Source organism: Cellulomonas sp. Root485, from assembly GCF_001426705.1.
Lineage (GTDB): Bacteria > Actinomycetota > Actinomycetes > Actinomycetales > Cellulomonadaceae > Cellulomonas.
Window position 1 is genome coordinate 1,723,306 of sequence record NZ_LMFC01000001.1, and the last position, 15,852, is coordinate 1,739,157.

15 protein-coding genes are annotated in these 15,852 nt (G+C 73.3%); 11 read left to right on the top strand and 4 right to left on the bottom strand.

What is annotated here, in order from left to right; genetic code table 11:
* Window positions 1-61: 61 nt before the first annotated feature.
* On the top strand, window positions 62-1,228 hold the full coding sequence (locus ASD16_RS07850) for a peptidoglycan-binding protein (RefSeq protein ID WP_235523161.1): 1,167 nt from the start codon (window positions 62-64) through the stop codon (window positions 1,226-1,228).
* Window positions 1,229-1,383: 155 nt separating this feature from the next.
* A complete protein-coding gene (locus ASD16_RS07855; protein WP_055915056.1) occupies window positions 1,384-4,110 on the top strand; it encodes a glycoside hydrolase family 3 C-terminal domain-containing protein in 2,727 nt (908 codons plus the stop codon).
* Window position 4,111: 1 nt separating this feature from the next.
* Here the strand turns inward: ASD16_RS07855 and ASD16_RS07860 are convergent, their stop codons facing one another.
* Window positions 4,112-4,552, bottom strand: a complete 441-nt coding sequence (locus tag ASD16_RS07860; protein ID WP_055915057.1) for an SRPBCC family protein — start codon at window positions 4,550-4,552, stop codon at window positions 4,112-4,114.
* An 84-nt stretch (window positions 4,553-4,636) separates the two neighbouring features.
* Between ASD16_RS07860 and ASD16_RS07865 the strand changes: the two genes are divergently transcribed.
* The gene (locus tag ASD16_RS07865; RefSeq protein ID WP_055915060.1) at window positions 4,637-5,734 is read left to right on the top strand and encodes a DNA polymerase ligase N-terminal domain-containing protein; all 1,098 of its coding nucleotides are present in this window, start codon (window positions 4,637-4,639) and stop codon (window positions 5,732-5,734) included.
* 104 nt (window positions 5,735-5,838) lie between these two features.
* On the opposite strand, the gene ASD16_RS07870 is transcribed toward ASD16_RS07865, so the two are convergent.
* Complete coding sequence (locus ASD16_RS07870) at window positions 5,839-6,279, bottom strand: Hsp20/alpha crystallin family protein (protein WP_055915893.1); 441 nt, start codon at window positions 6,277-6,279, stop codon at window positions 5,839-5,841.
* 340 nt (window positions 6,280-6,619) lie between these two features.
* On the opposite strand from ASD16_RS07870, the gene ASD16_RS07875 reads away from it, so the two are divergent.
* The 8 genes from ASD16_RS07875 (at window position 6,620) to ASD16_RS07910 (ending at window position 13,550) form a co-directional block, all read left to right on the top strand.
* Window positions 6,620-7,189: a type 1 glutamine amidotransferase domain-containing protein gene (locus tag ASD16_RS07875; protein ID WP_055915063.1), complete on the top strand. Its 570-nt coding sequence runs from the start codon at window positions 6,620-6,622 to the stop codon at window positions 7,187-7,189.
* An 83-nt stretch (window positions 7,190-7,272) separates the two neighbouring features.
* A complete protein-coding gene (locus ASD16_RS07880; RefSeq protein WP_162250285.1) occupies window positions 7,273-8,148 on the top strand; it encodes a phosphotransferase family protein in 876 nt (291 codons plus the stop codon).
* A gap of 23 nt (window positions 8,149-8,171) precedes the next feature.
* Window positions 8,172-9,248, top strand: coding sequence for a DNA polymerase IV (locus ASD16_RS07885; RefSeq protein WP_055915069.1), 1,077 nt, complete (start codon window positions 8,172-8,174; stop codon window positions 9,246-9,248).
* Window positions 9,249-9,530: 282 nt separating this feature from the next.
* Window positions 9,531-10,028 carry a cysteine dioxygenase family protein gene (locus ASD16_RS07890; protein ID WP_055915071.1) on the top strand — a complete coding sequence of 166 codons (498 nt, stop codon included), beginning with the start codon at window positions 9,531-9,533 and terminating at the stop codon, window positions 10,026-10,028.
* Window positions 10,025-10,453: a rhodanese-like domain-containing protein gene (locus ASD16_RS07895; protein WP_055915074.1), complete on the top strand. Its 429-nt coding sequence runs from the start codon at window positions 10,025-10,027 to the stop codon at window positions 10,451-10,453. The genes ASD16_RS07890 and ASD16_RS07895 overlap by 4 nt, the downstream gene beginning before the upstream one ends.
* A 71-nt stretch (window positions 10,454-10,524) precedes the next feature.
* Complete coding sequence (gene ggt, locus ASD16_RS07900) at window positions 10,525-12,303, top strand: gamma-glutamyltransferase (RefSeq protein ID WP_055915079.1); 1,779 nt, start codon at window positions 10,525-10,527, stop codon at window positions 12,301-12,303.
* Window positions 12,304-12,438: 135 nt separating this feature from the next.
* Complete coding sequence (locus ASD16_RS07905) at window positions 12,439-13,011, top strand: NADPH-dependent FMN reductase (protein WP_055915081.1); 573 nt, start codon at window positions 12,439-12,441, stop codon at window positions 13,009-13,011.
* Window positions 13,008-13,550, top strand: coding sequence for a flavin reductase family protein (locus tag ASD16_RS07910; protein WP_055915083.1), 543 nt, complete (start codon window positions 13,008-13,010; stop codon window positions 13,548-13,550). The genes ASD16_RS07905 and ASD16_RS07910 overlap by 4 nt, the downstream gene beginning before the upstream one ends.
* 62 nt (window positions 13,551-13,612) lie before the next feature.
* Here the strand turns inward: ASD16_RS07910 and ASD16_RS07915 are convergent, their stop codons facing one another.
* Both ASD16_RS07915 and ASD16_RS07920 read right to left on the bottom strand, forming a co-directional pair.
* Window positions 13,613-14,713: an LLM class flavin-dependent oxidoreductase gene (locus ASD16_RS07915; RefSeq protein WP_055915086.1), complete on the bottom strand. Its 1,101-nt coding sequence runs from the start codon at window positions 14,711-14,713 to the stop codon at window positions 13,613-13,615.
* A gap of 10 nt (window positions 14,714-14,723) precedes the next feature.
* A complete protein-coding gene (locus ASD16_RS07920) occupies window positions 14,724-15,830 on the bottom strand; it encodes an LLM class flavin-dependent oxidoreductase (protein ID WP_055915089.1) in 1,107 nt (368 codons plus the stop codon).
* Between the last annotated feature and the right edge of the window lie 22 nt (window positions 15,831-15,852).

The following is a 15,852-nucleotide window of genomic DNA, read 5'->3' on the forward strand; positions in this document are numbered from 1 at the left end:
ACCCTGGCGGCTCGGCGAACCACCTCGCCGGGCCGCCGCCGCAGCGCGAGAGGACGAGAACGTGGACGGAACGATGGGCACGGCCCGACCGCACCGCCGACCGTGGCACCTCGCGACGGCGGTCGTCGCGGCCGCCGGACTGTTCGCCACCGTGTCCGCCTGCACCACCCCGGACCCCGAACGCTCACCGGTCGATCTCGCGCGGGCCGACGTGGCGGCGAAGGAGGAGGCGCTCACCGAGGCGCAGACCGCGGCCACCGATGCGGAGGCGCAGTTCTGCACGGCCGGGTCCACCTACATCACGGCCCTCGACCGCTACGGCGACGTCCTGCACGACACCGCGGTCACCGTCGGCGACGTCCGCACCGCCGGCGAGGACCTCACCGAGCCCGGCGAGGAGACCACGGACGCCGCCGAGGCCGTGGTCAGCACCCGGGAGTCGCTCGCCGACGCCCAGCAGGACCTCGCCGACGCCCAGGCGACGCTGGCCGCGGCGGAGGCGACCGCGGCAGGCCAGGAGCCGCCCGAGCCGGCGCCGGTCGAGGAGTCCGAGGAACCCGCAGCTCCGACAGTCGACGTGACCCGCGTGCAGCAGGCGCAGGAGGACCTCGACGCCACCCGGGGCGGGCTCAGCGACGACACCCCGCTGGCCCAGGCGGCCGAGCAGTTCAACTCCGCCGTCGTCGCCCTCGAGATGGCCTGGATCCGGCTGTTCGTCCAGTCCGGGTGCATCACGGACGAGGACCAGGCGCAGGCGGCGGCCGCCGTGAGCGCCTACACCGTCGCGATCCAGCAGCAGCTGACGGACGCTGGGTACTACACCGGCGCGATCGACGGCATCTACGGCCCGCAGACGGTGGCGGCCGTCGAGGCCCTGCAGGACGCCGCCGGCCTCCCCCAGACCGGGACGATGGACAAGGCCACCGAGGCGGCGCTCCGGGCTCAGCTGGAAGCCGCGGGCAGCGCCGCCGCTCAGGCCAGCCTGGCGTCGACCGCCGCGCTCCAGCAGACCCTCAAGCTCGCCGGCTACTGGGACGCCCCGGTCGACGGGCAGTGGACGGACGCGCTGACGGCCGCAGTCGGCGCCGCACAGACCGATCTCGGTGTCCCGGTCACCGGCACGGTGGATGCCGCCACGATCGCGGCCTTCCAGCAGGCCGTCGCCGACGCCAAGGAGCCTGCGGCGCCCACCGAGGAACCGGAGCCGTCCCCCTCGACCGAGGACTGACCCGCGAGCGACGGACACCACGTGGGACCGGTGTCCGCCCAGTGACCCGTCGGGGTTGCGGTGTGTCCGAGCGGGTGAAGACTGGGCCGCTCGGCAGAGGACCGCCGAACGGCAACGACGCTCGCAGGCACCTCTGCACTGCTAGGGGGTGTCTCATGTCTTCTCGTCGTCACCTCGCGCGGTCTCGTTCCGCGCGCGCGTCCGCGCTCGTCGCGCTCTGCGCTCTCGCGCTCGCCGTCCCCGCCGGCGCCGCGTCGGGTGCGCCGGACGATCCCGACGGCGAAGCCGCCGTCACGCAACGCCTCCAGGAGGTGCAGTCGCTGCCGTCGCAGTGGTGGTGGGACGAGTCCGGTCCGGACACCCGACGCGCGCGGGCGCTGCTGCGGCAGATGACCCTCGACGAGAAGGTGGACATGCTCCACGGCGAGCTGAACAACTTCTACGGCTTCTACAACGGGCCGATCGCGCGCCTGGGCATCCCCGCACTCACGATGGCGGACGGCCCCGCGGGGGTGCGGATCGCGAACCCCGACGTGAACGACCAGGAAGCCACCCAGCTGCCGGCGCCCCTCGCCCTGGCGGCCACGTGGGACGCCGCGCTCGCCGAGCAGTACGGCCAGGTCGCCGGCGACGAGGCCTTCCGCACGGGCCACAACGTCCTGCTCTCCCCCGCGGTCGACATCGCCCGCGTGGCGCAGGCGGGTCGCGCGTTCGAGGCGCTCGGCGAGGACCCGCTGCTGTCCGGGACGATCGGAGCCGCCGAGATCCGTGGCATCCAGTCGCACCCCGTCGTCGCGGACATCAAGCACTACAACGTGTACACGCAGGAGACCAACCGCCTCAGCGGCGGGAACGCCGTGGTCGACGAGCGGGCGCTGCAGGAGATCTACACACGCCCGTTCGCGATCGGTGTCGAGCAGGGCCGACCCGGCTCGGCCATGTGCGCGTTCAACAAGGTCAACGGCGTGTACGCGTGCGAGAGCGACGAGCTGCTCAACCGCATCCTCAAGGCGCAGCTCGACTTCGAGGGCTGGGTGATGAGCGACTACGGCGCCACCCACAGCACCACGCAGGCGATCCTCGGCGGCCTCGACCAGGAGATGCCGGGCAACACCACCCCGCAGACAGGTCCGGGCACGTGCTACTTCTGCGGACCGCTGCTCGACGCCGTCCGCGCCGGCCAGGTGCCGGTCTCCCGGATCGACGACGCCGTCCTGCGGATCCTGCGACCCATGTTCGCGCTGGGGCTCTTCGACAACCCGCCGGTCGTGTCGGCGCTGCCCGAGGCCGAGCACGGCGCGTTCGCGCGGCAGGTCGCCGAGCGGTCGGCCGTGCTGCTCAAGAACGACTCCGCGGCCCTCCCCCTGCAGCCGAGCGTCGGGTCGATCGCCGTCATCGGCGCGGACGCCGACACGGTCGTGGCCGGAGGGGGCAGCTCGCTGGTCAAGCCCACCTACACGGTGAGCCCGCTGGAGGGCATCCAGGCCCGTGCGGGGGCGGGGGTCCTCGTCCGGCACGTCGCCGGCGCCGACCCCGTGACGTCCGCGTCGCTCATCCCGGGACCGGACCCGATCCCGTCGGACTTCCTGTCGACGGGATCGGAGAACGGTCTGCGGGCCGAGTACTTCACCGAGCCGGACTTCACCGGGCCGATCGCGGACCGCACCGACCCCTACGCCGCCATCAACGCGGGGTTCTTCCTGTTCCAGGGGTTCAACGCCCAGTCCCCGCACTTCCCGCTGCAGACGCGGGACATGGCGGGATCGATCCGGTGGACGGGCACGCTCACCGCACCGGTCGACGGGACCTACGGCCTCGCCGTCACCACGACGGGGAGCGCGACGGTCACCCTGGACGGCGTCGCGGTGCTCATCGCCGAGCCGACCGGTGAGGTGTCCACGACGACCGTCGACGTCGACCTCGTCGCGGGCGTCGAGCACGAGCTGCTCGTCGAGTACGTCAACGACGGCCCCGGCGGCACCGACGCCGGCGCCGTGTTCCAGCTCGGCTGGACCACGCCGGACGGCATCGTCGCACCGCAGGCGCTGGCCGCCGCCGGCCTCGCGCGCTCGTCGCAGGCCGCGGTCGTCCTGGTCCGCGACTACTCCAGCGAGGGCGGGGACAAGCCCGACCTCGACCTGCCCAACGGTCAGGCCGAGCTCATCCGGCAGGTCGCAGCAGCCAACCCCCGCACGGTCGTCGTGCTCGTCGCCGGGGGTGCGGTGCAGACCTCCGACTGGGAGGCGGGCGTCCCGGCGATCCTGCACTCGTGGTTCGGCGGTCAGGAGCAGGGCAACGCCCTGGCGGGAATCCTGTTCGGTGACGTCAACCCGTCCGGCCGGCTGCCGATCACCCTGCCCGTCGACGAGGACAGCACCCCGGTGAGCACTCCGGAGCAGTACCCCGGCGTCGGGCTGGACCAGCAGTTCAGCGAGGGCATCTACGTGGGCTACCGCGGGTACGAGGAGTTCGGCATCGCACCCCAGTACCCGTTCGGGCACGGGCTGTCGTACACGACGTACGACTACCGCAACCTGCGCACGGCACCGGCCGCGAACGGCGGCCTCCAGGTCAAGGTCGCCGTCCGGAACACCGGGGCGGTCGCCGGCACCGAGACGGTCCAGGTCTACGTCGGCAACCTGCCCACCCGGCAGGTGCAGAGCGCCCCGAAGGTGCTGGCCGGCTGGGCGACCGTGACGCTGCAGCCGGGCGAGCGCCGGCAGGTCACCGTCGCGCTCAGCCCCGAGTCCGTGTCCTACTGGGACGTCGACCGCGACCGCTGGCGCACGCCCCGCGGCGACATCCCTGTGTTCGTCGGCTCGTCCTCGGCCGACATCCGGCTCACGGGAACGCTCCGGACGGGAGGCAGCCCCGCGCGGTGACCTACGCCGAGCGCCCTTCGGCCAGGTAGGCGAGCCGTCGCAACGCCTCGGTGTTGCGCGGGACGAGCAGCGCCGTGCGCAGGGGCCGGGGAACCAGCGTTCCCGGTCCGCGCACGGCGTCCTCCGACATCGTGACCGTGCAGCCGCCGCCGGGCCGGGGGCGCACCACGATCCGGACGCGGGCCTCACCGGCGGGCCACCCGCGCGCCTGAAGGTCGATGCCGCGCTCGGGATCCCATCCGCGCGCCACCGACTCGTCGTCGAGCAGCGCCGGCCAGATCCCGACCGAGTGCGCGATCCGTGTGCCGACGGCGGGCCACGCCGGGTCGACGGCCCGGATGCGTGACGTGCCGACGACCCACGTGGCGTAGGTCCAGCCGTCGGCCAGCACGGAGAGCACGGCCGACGGAGGGCAGCTGAGGTCGCGGGTGACGGTCGCCATGGCTCGACCGTAGCCACGGGCTCCCGATCGGCAACCCGGCCGGTCCGACGCGCGGCGCCTCCGCGTCGGCGGGACACTCGGGACGTGCCAGATCGCGAGCGTCTCGCCGCGTACCGGGCGAAGCGCGACCCCGCGCGGACGCCCGAACCGGTGCCCGACACGGACCCCGACGCCTCGACGGCCGGGGGCCGGACGTTCGTCGTCCAGGAGCACCACGCCCGCGCACTGCACTGGGACTTCCGGCTCGAGCGCGACGGCGTCCTGGTGTCCTGGGCGGTGCCGAAGGGTCTGCCGCCCGACCCGAGGACCAACCACCTGGCGGTCCACACGGAGGACCACCCGCTCGAGTACGCCACGTTCGAGGGCGAGATCGGGGCAGGCGAGTACGGCGGCGGCCGGGTCAGCGTGTGGGACCGCGGTACCTACGAGGAGCTGAAGTGGACGGACCGTGAGGTCCAGGTCGTGCTGCACGGCGAGCGCGTCCAGGGCAGGTACGTGCTGTTCGCGACGCGGTCGAAGGGCAACCCCGACGACGGCCGGAGCTGGATGGTCCACCGGATGGACCCGCCGACGGACCCCGGCTGGACCCCGCTGCCGACGCACCTCCTCCCGATGCTCGCGCAGCCGGGCGCGCTGCCGCCGGACGACGGGTCGTGGGCGTACGAGATGGCCTGGGGCGGGGTGCGCGCGATCGCCCTCGTCGACGGTGGGCGCGTGCGGCTGGGGTCCGGCGACGACGACCTCACCGGTTCCTTCCCCGAGGTCGCCGGGATGGGCGAGCAGCTCGGGTCCACGGTGGTGGCGCTCGACGGCGAGCTCGTCGCGCTCGACGCCACGGGTGCACCCGATCGTGAGCGGCTGGCAGAGCGCGAGGGCGTCAGCGGGAACGCGGCACGACGGCTCGCCCGGACGCACCCCGTGACCTACCTCGTCCACGACGTGCTGCACCTGGACGGACGCTCGACCGTGGAGCGCCGCTACGACGACCGGCGGGCACTGCTGGACGCGCTGGGGCTGTCCGGGCGGGCGTGGCGGGTGCCTCCCCCGTTCGACGGGCCGGGTGCGGCGGTCCTCGCCGCCGCCGCGGCGAACGGGTTCGACGGGATCGTGGCGAAGCGGAGATCGTCGCCGTACCTGCCGGGTACCCGCTCCGCCGACTGGCTCCACGTGTCCTCGGCCTGACGGCCGGGCAGGACTGGCGGGGGCGCGGGGTCGGCTCGCCCGCACAGGGCGTCCCGAGGGTCCGTGCGGTGCTCTCGCACCGGGCGCGCCCCCACCGTGGTCCGTCAGGCGTCGGCGCTCGCCTCGGCCGTGATCTGGTTGGTGTCGCCGGCGTGCTGCACCTCGATGCGCCGCGGCTTGGCTTCCTCGGCGACCGGGATGCTCAGCGTCAGGACACCGTCGGTGTACGTGGCCGTGATCGCGTCGAGGGCGAGGCCGCGGCCCACCGTGAGCTGTCGCGCGTACGTGCCGACCGGCCGTTCCTTCGCGAGCCACTGGACGTCCTGCTCGGTGTGCGGCGTGCGCTGCGCCCGGATGGTGAGCGTGCGGTCCTCGACGTTCACGTCGATGGTGCCCGGGTCGGCGCCCGGGAGATCCACGTGCAGCACGTAGTGGTCCCCGGAGCGGTACAGGTCCATCGGCATGGTCGCCGACGCGCGCTCGGCGGACGCGACCTGGGCGAACAGGCGGTCGAACTCCTGGAACGGGTCGAATCGCGTAGCCATGACCGTCACCTCCTTCGCGGCGAGGCGCCGGACCGTCCGGGCCTCGGGTGCTGTCCGGCCCCCGTGGCCGGACTGGCTACAGGACAAGAATTAGCACTCTCGTAGCGAGAGTGCCAGCGGTTCTGCCGGGGTGTTCGCGCGCGGCGAACACCCCGCACAGGGCACGGGTGGTGGCCGCACGACGCGCGTCGGGAAGGGCGGCGGCGTAGCGTCGGGACGTCGGGCGTGAGGCAGCCGCGCTGACCGACGAGCCGTCCGACGATCGACGCACCGCGCGCCGCGGAGTCCTGCGACGCGCACCGTCCGACCGTGCGGCACCGCCCCGGAAGGACACCCCCACATGAGCGAGACGACGCTGAGCGGCTATCGCGTCCTGGCGATCGTGACCAACTACGGCGTCGAGCAGGACGAGCTCGTCGTGCCCGTCGAGCACCTGCGGGAGCGCGGGGCCACGGTCGTGGTCGCGGCCGCGTCGAGGGACGTGATCCAGACCCTCGTCGGGGACAAGGACCCCGGCCGGACGGTGCAGCCCGACGCGACGTTCGGCGACGCGGGGTCGGACTTCGACCTGCTCCTCATCCCCGGCGGCACCCTGAACGCCGACGCGCTGCGCCTCGAGAGCGGCGCCGTCGACACCGTCCGTTCGTTCGCCTCGTCCGGCCGTCCCGTCGCCGCGATCTGCCACGGCCCGTGGGCGCTGGCCGAGGCGGGTGTGGTCGAGGGCAGGACGGTGACGTCGTACCCGTCGCTCCGGACGGACCTGCGCAACGCCGGGGCCACCTGGGTCGACCAGTCCGTCTCGATCGACGACGGCGGCCCGTTCACCCTGGTCACCTCCCGCACGCCGGACGACCTCGACGACTTCCTGCCGGCCGTCGAGAAGGCCCTCGCCTCCGCCCACGAGAGGTGATGGGCGCCGGCGTCGCGGACCTCCGTCGCGGGTCGAGGATGCGGACGAGGAAGCTGACCGACGAGGGGCGGGGGGGCCGACGCGTGCCAGCACGGGACCCGTGGCTCGCGGTCGCCCGCGCGCTCGCCGACCGGCACGTCGGGGTGGCCCGGCTCGACCTGCTGGGCTCGAGCGCCACGCACGCCGTCCTTCTCGTCCGTGCAGGAACCACGCGGCTGGTGCTCAAGGTCGCCGCCGCCGACACCCGCCCCGGCCTCGACCTCGCACGGTCCGCCGCAGCACAGGAGCTCGCGCGGCGGGCGGGGGTGCCGGCCGGGACGGTGGTCGCCGCGGGTGTCGACGCCGAGGTGCCCGCCGTCCAGTACCTGCTCCAGGAGGAGGTCCAGGGCAGCGAGTGGCGCACGGTGCGACCGCAGCTGCGACCGGCCGAGCTGGCACGCGCGTACGCGGACATCGCCGGTGCCGTGCTGGCGCTGCAGTCCGTCACGATCCCGTCGTTCGGCGCCCTGGACGACCCCGCGCCACGCGGCCTGCTGGACGCGCTGCACACGCGGGTCGACCTTCGGATCCCCGAGGGCGCCCGGCGGCAGCAGGCCCACGACGTCCTGCACGACCATGCCGACCTCTTCCGCGCACCGGACCGGCCGACCCTCACGCACGACGACCTCCACCACGCGAACCTGCTCTTCCGGCGGGACAAAAGCGGCTGGGTGCTGGCGGGCATCCTCGACTGGGACAAGGCGTGGGCCGGGTCCGCCGAGGCGGACGTCGCGCGGATGGCCTTCTGGGACGGCATGACCGACCCGGTGTTCTGGTCGGTCTACCGCGAGGGTGTGCCTGAGCGGGACGGGTGGGCGAGGCGCGCGGAGGTCTACCAGCTGCTGTGGTGCCTGGAGTACGACGTCGACACGGCCCGGCACCGGCAGGACACCGCGGCGCTGGTCGCACGGCTGACGTAGGACCCGTCGGGCAGACTCGGACCATGGGCTCGCACACTGCCTGGGTGCTGCACGTCGACCTCGACCAGTTCGTCGCGGCCGTCGAGGTGCTGCGTCGCCCGGAGCTCGCCGGCAGGCCCGTCGTGGTCGGCGGACGCGGCGACCCGACCGAACGGGGCGTGGTCTCGACCGCGTCCTACGAGGCACGGGTGTTCGGGGTCCGCTCCGGGATGCCGCTGCGGATCGCCGCCCGCAAGCTGCCCGACGCGGTGTTCCTCCCCGTGGACGCCCCCGAGTACGAGGCGGTGTCCGAGCGCGTGATGGCGACGCTGCGCTCGCTCGGTGCCGTCGTGGAGGTGCTCGGCTGGGACGAGGCGTTCCTCGGCGCCTCGACCGACGACCCGGAGGCGCTGGCCCGGCACGCGCAGGAAGCCGTCCTGCGCGAGACCCGGCTGCACTGCTCGGTGGGCATCGGGGACAACAAGGTCCGCGCGAAGATCGCCACCGAGTTCGGCAAGCCGGCGGGCGTCTTCCGGCTCACCGCCGAGAACTGGTTCGACGTGATGGGCCACCGCCCGACGATCGACCTGTGGGGCGTGGGGACGAAGGTGTCGAAACGCCTGACGGCGCTCGGCGTCACCACCGTGCAGGAGCTGGCCGACGCACCCCCCGACGCCCTCGTCGCCGAGTTCGGGCCGAAGATGGGCGTCTGGTACCACGAGCTCGGACGAGGGCTCGGGCCGACGACCGTCGACGACGCCCCGTGGGTGCCGCGAGGTCACAGCCGCGAGACCACCTTCCAGCAGAACCTCACGACGCCGGAGCAGGTACGGGACGCGGTCCGGGCGATGGCGTACGAGGTGGTCGAGGACACCGCGAAGGACGGCCGGCCGGTCGTCCGTGTCGCGATCAAGGTGCGCTACGCGCCGTTCGTGACGACGAGCACGAGCCGCAAGCTCCCCGAGGCCACCCGGGACCCGGCGACGATCGTGGACGCGGTGCTGGCCCTGCTGGACAAGGTCGAGGACCGGGAGGTCCGGCTGCTCGGTGTGCGAGCGGAGATGGCGATGCCCGACGACGCCGATCCGGCCGACCGGACCCCGGTGCGCGGCCGCATCTGACGTCGTCCACCATGCGAGAGTCCTGCGCGAAGTCTTGACCGGCCCGCCGGAGGCGTGCTCACCTGTCCCCGCCGTGATCGAGCCGACCTGGGAGGAGCAACCGATGACCGCTGTCACCGCGCTGCCGTCCCGTCGTGGCGCCCTCGCGCTGCGTTCCTGTCCGGCCTGCTGTCAGCAGCACTGACGCCCCACCCGGCACGTGCCGGGAGCAGGCCCGTCCGACCCCCCACGCCTTCGTCGCGTCCGGGTCGGCCCGCAGACGCACCCCCGAGAGGCACCACCATGAGCATCGACCTGTCCCCCCGTCCCACGATCACCCTCGGTGTCGACGAGCTCCGCGCGCTGACACGATCGCTCGCCGCGCAGCCGGACCTCTGGCAGCCGCTGGTCCGGTTCCAGGAGAGCGGCCGCTGGTGGACCCGGCTGGACGGGCCGCCCGGGGTCGACGTGTGGCTGCTCAGCTGGCTGCCGTCGCAGGGCACCGAGCTGCACGACCACGGAGCCTCCGCGGCCGCGTTCACGATCGTCACCGGCACCCTGACGGAGGTCCGGCCCACCGACGACGGCTCCCTGGTGCCGCAGCAGCTCCCCGCCGACCGGACCCAGACCGTCGACCCGGGCGACCGCCACGACGTCCTGAACACCGGGACCGAGCCGGCGGTCAGCATCCACGCCTACTCCCCGCCGCTGACCCGGATGACGTACTGGGCGACGACCCCGGACGGCACCCTCGTCCCGTCGCGCACGGTCGACACCGACGAGCCGGAGTCGGACAAGTGACCCGCCGCCGGACCATCGACGACGTCCTCGCCGACGCCCGCGCGGGGCTGCGGCGGCTCGACCCGACGGACGCGTGGAACGCGCTCTCGGCGGGCGCGCTGCTCGTCGACATCCGTCCCGCGGCCCAGCGAGCGGCCGAGGGCGAGGTGCCGCAGGCGGTCGTGATCGAGCGGAACGTCCTCGAGTGGCGGCTCGACCCGGCCAGCGCCCACCGCATCCCGGCAGCGACCGGCCACGACCTGCAGGTGATCGTGCTCTGCTCCGAGGGCTACACGTCCAGCCTGGCGGCCGCCGCGCTCGCGGACCTCGGGCTGCACCGCGCGACCGACGTCGTCGGTGGCTTCCACGCGTGGGCGGCGGCAGGGCTGCCCGTGACCGCCGGCCGTGGCGCGCTCGTGGGGGCGGGAGTGCACGCCGGCGCGTGACCCCGGGGGCGCCGGGCTCCGGCGAGTGGTAGACCGGGATTCACCCGCTCCCTCGCCCGAGGAGATCTCTCATGCGATCGTCCAGGCCGACCGGCTCGTTGGTGGCGCTCGTCGCCGCTGTCGCCCTCGCGCTGGGGGTGGGCGTCGCGCCCGCCTCGGCGCACCCACCGCGACCGGGCGAGAAGGTGCCGGTGGCCACCGGCTCCGGCGGCGCTGTCACCACCGTCGACGCCGACGCGACCCGCGTCGGCCTCGACGTGCTGCGCCGGGGCGGCAACGCGGTGGACGCCGCCGTCGCGGCCGCGGCGACGCTCGGTGTCACCGAGCCGTTCTCGTCGGGCATCGGCGGCGGCGGCTTCTTCGTCTTCTACGAGGCGGCGACCGGGCAGGTCCACACGATCGACGGTCGCGAGACCGCGCCGATGGCCATGCAGAGCGACGCGTTCGTCGAGAACGGCGTGCCGATCCCGTTCGCCGACGCCGTGACGTCGGGCCTGTCCGTCGGCGTGCCCGGGACCCCGCGGACGTGGGCGACCGCGCTGGACCAGTGGGGGTCCATCGACCTGCGCACCGCTCTGCGGGGGGCCACGGACGTGGCGCGCCGCGGCTTCGTGGTCGACCAGACGTTCGTGGACCAGACGACCGCCAACGTCGCGCGGTTCTCCGCGTTCCGGTCGTCGTCGGACCTGTTCCTGCGCCGCGGCGCTCCCCCCGCCGTCGGGTCGGTGTTCCGGAACCGCGACCTGGCACAGACCTATGACCTGCTGGCCCGCAAGGGTGTCGACGCGCTCTACACCGGGCGGCTCGCCCAGGAGATCGTCCAGACGGTCCAGGACCCGCCCGTCCGCAGGCAGAGCACGCTCGTCGCACGCCCGGGCCTCCTGGAGCTCAGTGACCTCGCGTCCTACCAGGCTCCGCTGCGCGCCCCGACGCTCGTGTCGTACCGCGGGCTCGACGTCTACGGTATGGCGCCGCCGTCGTCCGGCGGCTCGACCGTCGGCGAGGCGCTCAACATCCTGGAGGCCTCCGACCTCACCGACCCGACGCAGACGCTCCACCACTACCTGGAGGCGAGCGCCCTGGCGTTCGCCGACCGCAACCGCTATGTCGGTGACCCCGCCTTCGTGGACGTGCCGCTCGAACAGCTCCTGTCCGACGGGTTCGCCGCGGAGCGCGCCTGCCTCATCAGCCCGACGACCGCGCTGACCAAGCCGGTCGCCCCGGGTGTCCCCGACGGCGACTACGCGACGTGCGAGACGGCGGCCGTCGGCACCGAGGGCACGGACGGCCAGTCCACGACGCACCTGACGACCGCGGACCAGTGGGGCAACGTGGTGGCGTACACGCTCACCATCGAGTCCCTGGGCGGCAACGGGATCGTCGTGCCCGGCCGCGGCTTCCTGCTCAACAACGAGCTGACCGACTTCAACTTCACCGACACCCAGGGCGGCAACGACCCGAACCTGCCGGGTCCGGGCAAGCGGCCGCGCAGCTCGATGTCACCGACGATCGTCCTGGCCGACGGCAGCCCGTTCCTGGCGCTGGGCTCCCCGGGAGGGTCGACCATCATCACGACCGTCCTGCAGGTCCTGGTGAACCGTCTGGACCTCGGCATGGACCTGCCGGCGGCCGTCGCGGCGCCCCGTGCGACGCAGCGCAACACCGCCGCGGTGCAGGCCGAACCGGGCTTCGACCGGACGGCGCTGCAGGCGCTCGGGCACACCTTCGTGGACAACCCGGAGATCGGGGCGGCGACCGCGATCGAGTTCCTCGACGACGGCACCCTGCTCGCGGTCGCGGAACCGGTCCGGCGCGGTGGCGGGAGCGCCGCGGTGGTGCACGACAGCTGACGGCGCCGCGTTCGTCCGCCATGCAAGAAAGTTGACTAAACCCTCTGGTCAAGTCGGGATTGTTGTTATACCCGGTGCATCGAACCCGCGCGGACCGTGCGGCGGGTTCATGAGAGCCGAGATCGAGGACCCGCCATGACCCATCAGACGTCGTCGCAGCACCCCGGAGCACGTGTGGTGGTGCTGTCGGGCAACCCCCGGGCGGGCTCCCGCACCACCGCCGCCGCGGTGCACGTCGCGCAGGCGAGCGCGCGGCTCCTCGGCTCCGAGCAGCCGGTCGAGACCGTCGAGCTCGCCCAGTTCGCCGCCGAGATCCTGGCAGACACGCACCCGACCGCCGACGTCGCGCTGCGCACGGTCGCCGAGGCCACGGTGCTCGTCGTCGCGACCCCCGTCTACAAGGCCTCGTACACCGGCCTGCTCAAGGCGTTCCTGGACCTGTACGGCCCCGGCGGGCTCAGCGGCGTGGTCGCGGTACCCGTCGTCGTCTCGGGCAACCCCGCGCACGCGCTCGTCGGCGAGGTGCACCTGCGGCCCCTGCTCGTCGAGCTCGGCGCCGTCGTGCCCACCCGGGCGCTGACGGTCGTGGAGTCACAGCTCACCGACCTCGACCCGGTGATCGAGCGGTGGTGGTCCGAGGGAGGCAGAGCCCTGGAGGCCCAGGTCGCCGCGGCCAGCCCCGCCGAGCTCGCGGAGGTCCGCGCATGACCGCCGAGACGTTGCACGCCTTGGACCGCCTGCTCCGAGACCAGGACGAGCCGCAGCTGTCGCCGCAGCAGTACAAGGAGGTCTTCCGTCAGCACCCCGCGGGGGTCGCGGTCGTCGCGCTGCGCGACGGCGAGCGCCGGATCGGGTTCACGGCGACCTCGGTCATCTCCGTGTCCGCCGCTCCCCCGCTGCTCGCGTTCTCGCTGGCGTCCACGTCGTCGTCGTGGGACGCCCTGTCCCGTGCGCGCACCCTCACGGTGAGCTTCCTGTCGGCGGACCAGGACGACGTGTCGGCACGCTTCGCGACGAGCGGCATCGACCGGTTCGCGGCCGGCGGCTGGTACGACCTGGGCAGCGGCGAACCCGTGATCGAAGGAGCGGTGTCCTGGGTCCGCGGGCGGGTGCTCCAGCGCACGCCGGTGGGCGACAGCTACCTGGTCTCGCTGCGCGCGCTCGAGCACGGCACGTCCGACGACACGACGCCGCTGGTGTACCACGACCGCAGCTACCACCGGATCGGGTCGCACACGGCGATCTGAGAACAGCCTGCCTCGCGACGCAGAGAAGCCCCCCGCCGCAGCGGGGGGCTTCTCTGTGCGTCTCAGTCGACCGCGGTGAACCCGGCCGGGCGCCGGGCGTCCGCCGGACCCCACAGGTCCGTCTTCACCTCGGCCTTGACCAGCGGGACGACCTCCTCGGCGAACCGCCGCAGCACGTCGTCCTGGTGGGTGGGCTCAAGGACGTGGTTGATCGAGACCGACTGCAGGTCGTGCCCGTAGCTGGCGTGGTAGTCGAGGATCTTCTCCGCGACCCGCTCGGGCGACCCGACGAGCGCCGGACCACGCTCGACGGCCTCCTCGATGGTCCGAAAGCTGGTCACCTTGCCCACCGCGGCGGGATCGTGCTTGCGCAGGTCCTGCCGCGCGACCGCCCCCTCGTAGAACGGGCGGTACTGCGCGACGGCCTGCTCGGTGGTGTCCGCGAGGAACAGCCCGCCGGAGCCGGAGCCGACGAACGCGTACGCCGGGTCGTGGCCGTGCGCGGCGTACTGCTCGCGGTACCGGTCGATGAGCACCTGGTAGTTCTCGCGGGGTTGCAGGGCGTTCGCGCTGACGATGGGGTCGCCGTGCTTGGCCGCCAGGTCGACGGCGAACTGCGAGGTCGCGGAGCCGTGCCAGATCCGGAACGGACCCGAGAACGGCCGCGGGAGCGTCGTCGCACCGTGCAGGTCCGGGCGGTGCCGGCCGACCCACTCGACGTCCTCGCGGCTGAGCAGCAGGCTGAGCAGCTCGTAGTTCTCCTCGAGGTACTCGTACTGCTTGTCGAGGTCGAGCCCCAGCAGCGGGTACTGCAGCGCCTCGTTGCCCTTGCCGATGACGATCTCGAGCCGCCCGCGGCTGAGCTGGTCGATCGTGGCGTAGTCCTCGGCGACCCGGATCGGGTCCAGCAGGGACAGCACGGTCACCCCGGTGCTGAGCAGGATGCGTGACGTGCTCGCGGCGAGGGCGCCCAGCAGCACGGTGGGCGACGACGACAGCACCTCACCGGCATGCCGCTCCCCCACCGCGAAGGCGTCGATGCCGAGCTGCTCGGCGAGCACGGCGGTCTCGACCACCCGGGCCAGCCGGTCGGCCGGCGGGACCGCCTCCCCGGTGACGGGGTGCGGCGGGTTGAAGACGATGTCGAGTACCTGGAAACGCATGTCGTCCCCCTCAGGCCGCGGTGCGCGCGGCGTCGCGGGCAGCGACCTCGTCGCGGACCAGCGGGATCACGTAGCGGCCGAAGTCGATGGCGTCGTCGAGCAGGTCGTACCCACGCGCCGAGATCACGGTCACGCCGAGGTCGTAGTACGCCAGCAGCGCCTCCGCGACCTGCTCGGGCGTCCCGACCAGCGCGTTCGAGTTGCCGGCGCCGCCGGTGGCCTTCGCGGTCGCCGTCCAGAGCACGGAGTCGAACCGGTCCCCCTGCGCGGCGATCTCGAGGAGCCGCTGCGAGCCGGCGTTCTCGGGCTTGTCGATCGAGTGGCGCCGGCTCAGGACTCCACCGGCGGCCGCCTTGCGGGCCTCGATCGCGCCGAGGATCCGGTGCGCCTTCTCCCAGGCCAGCTCCTCCGTCGGCGCGATGATCGGCCGGAAGGCGGCGTGGATGCGCGGCGGTGTGGTCCGTCCCGCGGCGGCGGCCTCCCGACGGATCCGCGCGATCTGCTCGGCGGTCCGGTCCAGCGGCTCGCCCCACACGGCGTAGATGTCCGCCTCGGCAGCACCGACCCGGTACGCGGCGTCGGACGACCCGCCGAAGGAGATCGTCGGCGAGCGGCCGTCGAGCGCCTTGGCGTCGAGCACGAAGTCCCGGAACTGGTAGTACTCGCCGTCGTGGTCGAACGGCTCGGTGCTGGTCCAGGCCTTCTTGACGATCTGGATGTACTCCTGGGTGCGGGCGTACCGCTGGTCCTTCGTGAGCGTGTCGCCCTCGCGCTGCTGCTCGTGGTCGTTGCCGCCGGTGATGAAGTGCACCGAGAGGCGCCCGCCGGAGAGCTGGTCGAGCGTCGCGAACGACTTGGCGGCGAACGTCGGGTACGAGACGTTCGGGCGGTGCGCGAGCAGCAGCTCGATCGAGTCGAGCCGCGCGGCGGCGTGCGCGGCCAGGACCGACGGCTCCGGGCCGCTGGAGCCGTACGCGAACAGCACACGGGTCCAGCCGTTGTCCTCGTGGGCGCGGACGATCCGCTCCAGGTAGCGCAGGTCGAACGGCGCGGTGGTGGGGACCTGCGTCTCCGAGCCGTTGCTGGTGGTGGCGATGCCGAGGAAGTCGACGGGCACGGTGGGGCTCCTTCTCGTGGTG

Excerpts from the sequence above, each read along its gene's own strand:
- ASD16_RS07910 (WP_055915083.1), top strand. The coding sequence starts at position 13,008 with ATGACCGCCGAGACGTTGCACGCCTTGGACCGCCTGCTCCGAGACCAG.
- ASD16_RS07860 (WP_055915057.1), bottom strand. The coding sequence starts at position 4,552 with ATGGCGACCGTCACCCGCGACCTCAGCTGCCCTCCGTCGGCCGTGCTC.
- ASD16_RS07885 (WP_055915069.1), top strand. The coding sequence starts at position 8,172 with ATGGGCTCGCACACTGCCTGGGTGCTGCACGTCGACCTCGACCAGTTC.
- ASD16_RS07870 (WP_055915893.1), bottom strand. The coding sequence starts at position 6,279 with ATGGCTACGCGATTCGACCCGTTCCAGGAGTTCGACCGCCTGTTCGCC.
- ASD16_RS07905 (WP_055915081.1), top strand. The coding sequence starts at position 12,439 with ATGACCCATCAGACGTCGTCGCAGCACCCCGGAGCACGTGTGGTGGTG.
- ggt (WP_055915079.1), top strand. The coding sequence starts at position 10,525 with ATGCGATCGTCCAGGCCGACCGGCTCGTTGGTGGCGCTCGTCGCCGCT.
- ASD16_RS07875 (WP_055915063.1), top strand. The coding sequence starts at position 6,620 with ATGAGCGAGACGACGCTGAGCGGCTATCGCGTCCTGGCGATCGTGACC.
- ASD16_RS07855 (WP_055915056.1), top strand. The coding sequence starts at position 1,384 with ATGTCTTCTCGTCGTCACCTCGCGCGGTCTCGTTCCGCGCGCGCGTCC.
- ASD16_RS07890 (WP_055915071.1), top strand. The coding sequence starts at position 9,531 with ATGAGCATCGACCTGTCCCCCCGTCCCACGATCACCCTCGGTGTCGAC.
- ASD16_RS07915 (WP_055915086.1), bottom strand. The coding sequence starts at position 14,713 with ATGCGTTTCCAGGTACTCGACATCGTCTTCAACCCGCCGCACCCCGTC.